Source organism: Brevundimonas sp., assembly GCF_041688735.1.
In the GTDB taxonomy this organism is placed as follows: domain Bacteria; phylum Pseudomonadota; class Alphaproteobacteria; order Caulobacterales; family Caulobacteraceae; genus Brevundimonas.
Genome location: NZ_JBDNHO010000098.1, coordinates 1 through 7,067, shown reverse-complemented (window position 1 = coordinate 7,067; position 7,067 = coordinate 1). Strand labels below are relative to the sequence as shown.

Annotated in this window: 9 protein-coding genes; 2 read left to right on the top strand and 7 right to left on the bottom strand. The window is 66.9% G+C overall.

Annotated elements, in window-relative coordinates; all coding sequences use genetic code 11:
* Nucleotides 1-137: 137 nt before the first annotated feature.
* The 4 genes from ACESMO_RS10340 to ccmC form a co-directional block, all read right to left on the bottom strand.
* A complete protein-coding gene (locus ACESMO_RS10340; protein ID WP_372708071.1) occupies nucleotides 138-365 on the bottom strand; it encodes a hypothetical protein in 228 nt (75 codons plus the stop codon).
* A 61-nt stretch (nucleotides 366-426) separates the two neighbouring features.
* Nucleotides 427-993, bottom strand: coding sequence for a DsbE family thiol:disulfide interchange protein (locus ACESMO_RS10335; protein ID WP_372708070.1), 567 nt, complete (start codon nucleotides 991-993; stop codon nucleotides 427-429).
* Complete coding sequence (ccmD, locus tag ACESMO_RS10330) at nucleotides 990-1,154, bottom strand: heme exporter protein CcmD (protein WP_372708069.1); 165 nt, start codon at nucleotides 1,152-1,154, stop codon at nucleotides 990-992. The genes ACESMO_RS10335 and ccmD overlap by 4 nt, the downstream gene beginning before the upstream one ends.
* 2 nt (nucleotides 1,155-1,156) lie before the next feature.
* Complete coding sequence (gene ccmC / locus ACESMO_RS10325) at nucleotides 1,157-1,879, bottom strand: heme ABC transporter permease CcmC (RefSeq protein ID WP_372708068.1); 723 nt, start codon at nucleotides 1,877-1,879, stop codon at nucleotides 1,157-1,159.
* 87 nt (nucleotides 1,880-1,966) lie between these two features.
* Between ccmC and ACESMO_RS10320 the strand changes: the two genes are divergently transcribed.
* Nucleotides 1,967-2,215, top strand: coding sequence for a PhnA domain-containing protein (locus ACESMO_RS10320; RefSeq protein ID WP_372708067.1), 249 nt, complete (start codon nucleotides 1,967-1,969; stop codon nucleotides 2,213-2,215).
* Nucleotides 2,216-2,222: 7 nt separating this feature from the next.
* Here ACESMO_RS10320 and ccmB read toward each other — a convergent pair whose 3' ends face one another.
* Together ccmB and ccmA are read right to left on the bottom strand one after the other, a co-directional pair.
* A complete protein-coding gene (gene ccmB, locus ACESMO_RS10315; RefSeq protein WP_372708066.1) occupies nucleotides 2,223-2,888 on the bottom strand; it encodes a heme exporter protein CcmB in 666 nt (221 codons plus the stop codon).
* Entirely contained in the window at nucleotides 2,885-3,550 is a 666-nt protein-coding gene (ccmA, locus tag ACESMO_RS10310) for a heme ABC exporter ATP-binding protein CcmA (RefSeq protein ID WP_372708065.1), read from the bottom strand. Before ccmA ends, ccmB begins: the two co-directional genes overlap by 4 nt.
* Nucleotides 3,551-3,922: 372 nt before the next feature.
* Between ccmA and acnA the strand changes: the two genes are divergently transcribed.
* Entirely contained in the window at nucleotides 3,923-6,640 is a 2,718-nt protein-coding gene (gene acnA, locus ACESMO_RS10305; protein WP_372708064.1) for an aconitate hydratase AcnA, read from the top strand.
* A 307-nt stretch (nucleotides 6,641-6,947) separates the two neighbouring features.
* On the opposite strand, the gene ACESMO_RS10300 is transcribed toward acnA, so the two are convergent.
* On the bottom strand, nucleotides 6,948-7,067 hold a 120-nt coding region (locus ACESMO_RS10300; protein WP_372706167.1), incomplete at its 5' end, for a transposase.

Here is a 7,067-nt window from a genome sequence, read left to right as displayed (position 1 = left end):
TGCTGCGAGCCGCCGCCGAGACCACAATGACGGGCCTCTGGGACCGCATCGGCGATATCCTCAAGGCCTTCACACCCCAGGAATGCGCCAACTACTTCCGGCATGATGGCTATACGTCAACTTGAGCGGCGAACGCTCTAAACGCGGATGTCGAGCAGAGCCCCGGGGCGCTGGTAGCGCTCGCTCGCGGGGGTGGTTGCGGGCGCGATCGCGAACGTGGGTTCGGCCTCGGCGGCCCGGGCACCGGGGGCCTCGACGGCCTGGAGGGGGGCCCGGAAGAAGTCCGAGCGTGAGCCGCGCGTGGCCGGGACCGGCGACTGGGTCGGAAACAGCGGCGACAGGACCGGAGGACGAATCTCGCTCATGACGACAGGGTTAACGAAAACTGTCGGAGATGGGTTAACGCGCGTTAGTCAGTCCCGACGATCAGGGCCGGACGACCGTCGGCAGGGGGCGTGGCGGGGCCTGCATGGCCGCGACCAGTCGATCGATCTCGGCGTCGTCGATCAGAGGACCGCTCCATTTGGCGACGACCTTGCCCATGGCGTCCACGGCGAAGGTCTCGGGCGCGCCGGTAATGCCGAGGTCCAGCCCGGCCCGGCCCTCGCGATCGACCAGCACCATGGCAAAGGGATCGCCCAGTTCATCGAGGAAGGCGCGCGTCTTTACGGGATCATCTTTCCAGGCCACGCCGACGACGGCGACGCCTTCGGCCTTCAGCGCCATCAGTTTAGGGTGCTCGACCCTGCACGGCGCGCACCAGCTGGCGAAGACGTTAATCAGCATCGGACGGCCGACGCCCGCGGTCTTCAGGTCCACCATTCCAGGCCCGGCGATGCTGCCGGTAAGGATCGGCAGGAGGGTCTCGGGCACGGCCTGGCCGACGAGGGCGTCCGGCTTGATCGCCGGATCGCGCTTCAGCGACCAGCCGATGAACAGGGCGGCCAGGGCGACCAGAACCACCAGCGGCACGAAGGCGAGCCAGCGATTCATTCGGAGCGCGTTCCCGCTTCGGCTTCCATCCGCTTCAGCTCGGCGTGGCGTCGACGCGCGGTCAAGGCCGAACGGATGGCGAGGCCGCCCAGCACTAGGGCGCTGACGCCCCAGGACGGCCAGACGAAGGCGGCGTAGGTTCCCATGTCGAAATCGAGCATCGTCAGGCCTCCATCGCGCTACGGGCGCGCAGGGTCATGATCCGTCGACGGACGATCTCGCTGCGGATGTCGGTCAGCCAGATCGCCAGGAACAGGACTCCGTAGGCCGCCATCATGATCAGCAGGGGCGTCAGATAGACCGCCGACATCGAGGGGCCGTCGGCCCGCAACAGCGAGGCCGGCTGGTGCAGGGTGTTCCACCAGTCAACCGAGAATTTGACGATCGGCAGATTGATCAGTCCGACCAGCCCCAGCACGGCGGCGGCGCGCGCGGCCTTGGCCTCGTCGTCGATCGAGGCCCGCAGCGCCATATAGCCGATGTAGAACAGGAACAGGACCAGCACCGACATCAACCGCGCATCGCCCCACGCCCACCAGGCCCCCCACATCGGCTTGCCCCACAGACTGCCGGTGACCAGCGCCAGGGCGGTGTAGGCCGCGCCGGGCAGGGCAGCGGCGCGGGCCGCGGCGTCGGCGAGCGGGTGGCGGAACACCAGGGCGAAGAAGCTGGAGACGCCCAGCACCGCATAGATCATCAGTCCGATCGAGGCTGCGGGGACGTGGACAAACATGATGCGGACGGTGTCGCCCTGCTGATAGTCCTCGGGCGCCGCGAACGACAGCCACGTGCCCACGGCCAGCAGCACGGCCGTCAGCGCCCACAGAACTGGCGTCAGGGGTCGGGTGAAGCGCAGGAAGCGCTCGGGATTGGCGAGACCGAACATCGGCCGACCTTTAGAGGCCTATCGCGCGGGACGCTATACGGCGACGAGGCCTGTGTTAGAGCGTCGCGCTCAGACAGAATGGCTTCGATGACCGACGACGAGACCAGCGGCTCCAACGGCAAAGCCCTCGCCGACGGCGACAGCGTGACCCTGATCAAGGACCTGAAGGTCAGGGGCTCGGGCGGGGTGACGGTCAAGCGCGGCCAGTTGGTCAAGAACATCCGCCTGACCGGCGACACGGACGAGATCGAGGCCAATGTCCGCTCAAACGGAAATCCCATTGAGCCTGCCTCACGAAACCACTGGGTCCCCGCTTTTGCGGGGATGAGCGGATAGTGGGGACCTAGCCCTGCGCATTCCGGATCGCGGCGGCGCCCGCGAACGGCGTGATCACGGCCGCGAACAGGACGTAGGCGACGAGGAAGGCCAGGGCCGGGACGGGCGACAGCTCATTCGTCGCGCGCTCCAGCGCCCCCGCCCCGAACACCACCGGCGGGATGAACAGCGGCAGGACGATCACCGCGATCAGAAGGCCACCGCGTTTGGCACCCAGCGCCAGTGCAGCGCCCAGCGCCCCTGTCAGGGCGAAGCCGAGGCTGCCGATCAGGGCCGACAGACAGACCAGCGGCGCCAAGGTCGGCGGCAGGCCGAGGGTGATGGCGGCGAGCGGCGCGGTGATCGCCAAGGGGACCCCCACCGCCAGCCACTGCGCCTTGGCCTTGGCGATGACGACCAGTTCCAGCGGGACCGGGCCGAGGGAGATCAGATCAAGAGCGCCATCCTCATGGTCCCGCTCGAACACACGCTCCAGCGACAGGATCGACGAAAGGGCCAGGGCCAGCCAGGCGATGCCGCCCGCGACCGGCCTCAGGCCCGCAGGGTCGCCCCCGGCCGCCAGCGGAACGAGGACCGTCAGGCACAGGAAAAAGCCGCAGGCCAGCAACGGCCCGCCACCGCCGGCCCAGGCCAGGGCCAGCTCGCGCCGGAACAGGATCACCAGCCCCTTCATCGCCCGGCCCCGATATCGATCGCCCGCGCGGCGACCGGCAGGGGATCATGCACGGCGGCGATGATTCCGCCGCCCTTGTCGATATGCGCCTGCATCAGCAGGCCGAGCGCCGCGCGCCAGCGGGCGTCCAGGGGGGCGAAGGGTTCGTCCAGAAGCCAGATCGGGCGCGGCGCGGCGATCAGCCGGGCAAAGGCGAGGCGGCGGCGCTGACCGGCCGACAGCATGCGCACCTCGAGGTCGAGCAGGGGTTTGAGGGCCAGGACGTCCACGGCGGCGGCGATCCCGTCGACGTCGGCGCCCAGCCATTGCGCCTGAAAGGTGAGTTCGTCCCGGGCCGTCCGTGCGCCCTTCAACCCGTCCAGATGGCCCAGCCAGTGGATGTCCTCAGATCGTCGGTCTGCGGGTGCGGCAGGCGGACTTGTCTCGGTTGTCCCCGTCGTATCCCCGGATCGCGTAGCCGAATTCTCCACGAAGTCCTCACCGAAGGCGACGGTCCCCGCGTCCGGGCGAATGAAGCCGGCAAGGGTCCGCAGCAGGCTGGTCTTGCCCGCGCCATTCGCCCCGGTCAGCGCCAGCGCCTCGCCTGAGGCGAGCGAGAACGACAGGTTGCGGAACAGGATCCGTTCGCCGCGCGAGACGGTGAGGGAATTGGCGGTCAGCATCCTGTCTCCTCGCTGTCGCATAGCGATGGGGCGGTGGCGCGGCGCGACTGCGCGCCGTGACGGAGGGGGCGATGCTGGCGGAGGCCCGTGGAACGCCAATCCCTGTCGGCCGGTGTCGCCCCCTCCACCCTCCGATCTGAGTCGCCCGGGCGGTCCCCCTCCCCATCTGCGATGGGGAGGAGATTAATGAGACTCGTTCTCAATGCCCCTACACCCTGCGCGGATACATGGACGGCGCCCGGAACCCTCGTTATATCCGGCCTCGCCGCAGCAGGCGTTCGCCGCGCGCGTCGGGGACCTGTGCGCCCCGCCGTCGACCGCGCGTTCGTGCAACCGGATTGTCGGGCGGCGTGAACCAGAGGAAGCCTCTCCATGCCGTCGAACGACAGCCTCAACACCCGCCGGGACATGACCGTCGGGCGCAAGAAATACGCCTATTACAGCCTTCCCGCCGCCGAGGAAGCCGGTCTGGCCGGGATTTCCCGTCTGCCGCGCTCGATGAAGGTGCTGCTGGAGAACCTGTTGCGCAATGAGGACGGGGTTTCCGTCACCGAAGCCGACCTGCGCGCCGTCGCCGCGTGGATCGACAACAAGGGTTCGGTCGAGCACGAGATCGCCTTCCGCCCGGCCCGCGTGCTGATGCAGGATTTCACAGGCGTGCCCGCTGTGGTCGACCTGGCCGCCATGCGCGACGCCATGACGGCGCTCAGCGCCGACCCGTCCAGGATCAATCCGCTGACCCCGGTCGATCTGGTGATCGACCACTCGGTCATGGTCGATTATTTCGGCACGCCCGGTGCCTTCGACAAGAATGTCGAGCGCGAATATGAGCGCAATATCGAACGCTATAAATTCCTGCGCTGGGGTTCGTCGGCCTTCAACAATTTCCGCGTCGTGCCCCCCGGCACCGGCATCTGCCACCAGGTCAATCTCGAACATCTGGCCCAGACCGTCTGGACCGTGGCCGAGGGCAAGGCGACCGTCGCCTATCCCGACACCGTGGTCGGCACCGACAGCCACACCACCATGATCAACGGCCTGGCCGTGCTGGGCTGGGGCGTCGGCGGTATCGAGGCCGAGGCGGCCATGCTGGGCCAGCCGATCCCGATGCTGATTCCGGAGGTTATCGGCTTCCGCCTGTCGGGTGCCATGTCCGAGGGCACGACCGCCACCGATCTGGTTCTGACCGTCACCCAGATGCTGCGCAAGAAGGGCGTGGTCGGCAAGTTCGTGGAGTTCTTCGGCCCCGGCGTGAACAGCCTGACGATCGAGGACCAGGCCACCATCGCCAACATGGCCCCGGAATACGGTGCCACCTGTGGCTTCTTCCCGGTTTCGGCCGCGACCATCGCCTATCTGACCGCGACGGGCCGCGACAAGGCGCGGCTCGCCCTCGTGGAAGCCTATGCCAAGGCGCAAGGCCTGTGGATCGACGAGACCTCGGAAGACCCGATCTTCACCGACGTGCTGGAACTGGACATGGGCACGGTCGTGCCGTCGCTGGCCGGCCCCAAGCGTCCGCAGGACAAGGTCGAGCTCACCATCGCCGCCTCGGCCTTCGAGACCGCCCTGACCGAGGTCTTCAACCGCGCGACCGACGCCCCGCGCGTCAAGGTCGAGGGTGAGAAATTCGACCTCGGCGATGGTGACGTGGTCATCGCCGCCATCACCTCCTGTACCAATACCTCCAACCCCTCGGTCCTCATCGCCGCCGGTCTGGTCGCGCGCAAGGCCGTGAAGCTGGGTCTGACGGTCAAGCCGTGGGTCAAGACCTCGCTGGCCCCCGGTTCGCAGGTGGTCACCGACTATCTGACCGCCGCCGGCCTGCAGGCCGATCTGGACGCCCTGGGCTTCAACCTGGTCGGCTACGGCTGCACCACCTGTATCGGCAATTCGGGTCCGCTGTCGGATTCGATCTCCAAGGCCATCAACGACCATGGTCTGGTCGCCACCTCGGTGCTGTCGGGCAACCGCAATTTCGAGGGCCGGGTGAACCCCGACGTCCAAGCCAACTATCTGGGCTCGCCGCCGCTGGTCGTCGCCTATGCCCTCGCCGGTTCGATGCGGATCGACATCTCGAAGGATCCGATCGGTCAGGACAAGAAGGGCAAGGATGTCTTCCTCAAGGACGTCTGGCCGACCTCGAAAGAGATCGCCGACATCCAGAAGAAATGCGTCACCCCGGCCATGTTCGCCAAACGCTATGCCGACGTCTTCAAGGGCGACGCCCATTGGCAGGGCATCGACGTCGAGGGCGGCCAGACCTATGCCTGGGACGAGGCCTCGACCTATGTCGCCAACCCGCCCTATTTCGAAGGCCTGTCGATGGAGCCGGCGCCGGTCGCCGACATCATCGAGGCCCGGGTGCTGGCCATCTTCGGCGACTCGATCACCACCGACCACATCAGCCCGGCCGGCTCGATCAAACAAACCTCCCCTGCGGGCGTCTATCTGAGGAACCGCGGCGTCGACGCCCTGGACTTCAACAGCTACGGCGCGCGCCGGGGCCACCATGAAGTCATGATGCGCGGCACCTTCGCCAACATCCGCATCCGCAACAAGATTACGCCGGACATTGAAGGCGGGGTGACCAGACACTTTCCCTCGACCGACACCATGTCAATCTACGACGCGGCCATGCGCTACCAGTCCGAGGGCCGGTCGCTGGTCGTGTTCGCGGGCAAGGAATACGGCACCGGCTCGTCGCGCGACTGGGCGGCCAAGGGCACCCGCCTGCTGGGCGTCCGCGCCGTGCTGGCCGAAAGCTATGAGCGCATCCACCGCTCCAACCTGGTCGGGATGGGCGTTGTGCCGCTGCAGTTCAAGGCCGAGGGCTGGACCAAGCTGGGCCTGACCGGCGAGGAGATCGTCACCATCCGTGGTCTGTCGGACGTCAACGTCGGCAAGCTGAAGCCGCGTCAGGACCTGTGGGTCGAACTGTTCCGCCCCTCGGACGGCAAGATGGCCCGCTTCCCGGTCCGCTGCCGCATCGATAACCAGACCGAGCTGGACTACTTCAAGGCCGGCGGGGTCATGCCCTATGTGTTGAGGAATCTGGCGAGCGGCCCGGAAGCCGTCGCGGCGGAATAGGCTTCAGGGCGCTCAAGCAGCGAGGCTCCGCGAGCCGAGCGTGAGCGCAAAAGACGAGGGCCGGCGGAGCGATCCGCCGGCGCTTTGTTTTGCTACGCGGCTGCCGGAGAGCGGACCTTCCGGAGGACGGTTAGGGGTGGTGGGCGGACATTGCACCGTGGCATAACGGGCAAATGAGAAATCTCTGGGCTGGGGGCTATACACAAGGCGAACTTGATGACGCGCAGGAAAGGTTTGGGCTTTGTTTCCCGCCCGATCTTGTGGAGCTTCTGCTCGACCGACGTCCGCTAGGCTCAGGACTCATTGATCATAGCCAGAAGATCACCGTGGCGGCGATAGTGATGGCAGACATGAAGGTGTGTGCGCATCGGTCGTAGCGGGTATGGATGCGTCGCCAGTCCTTGAGCCTGCCGAACATGTTCTCGAT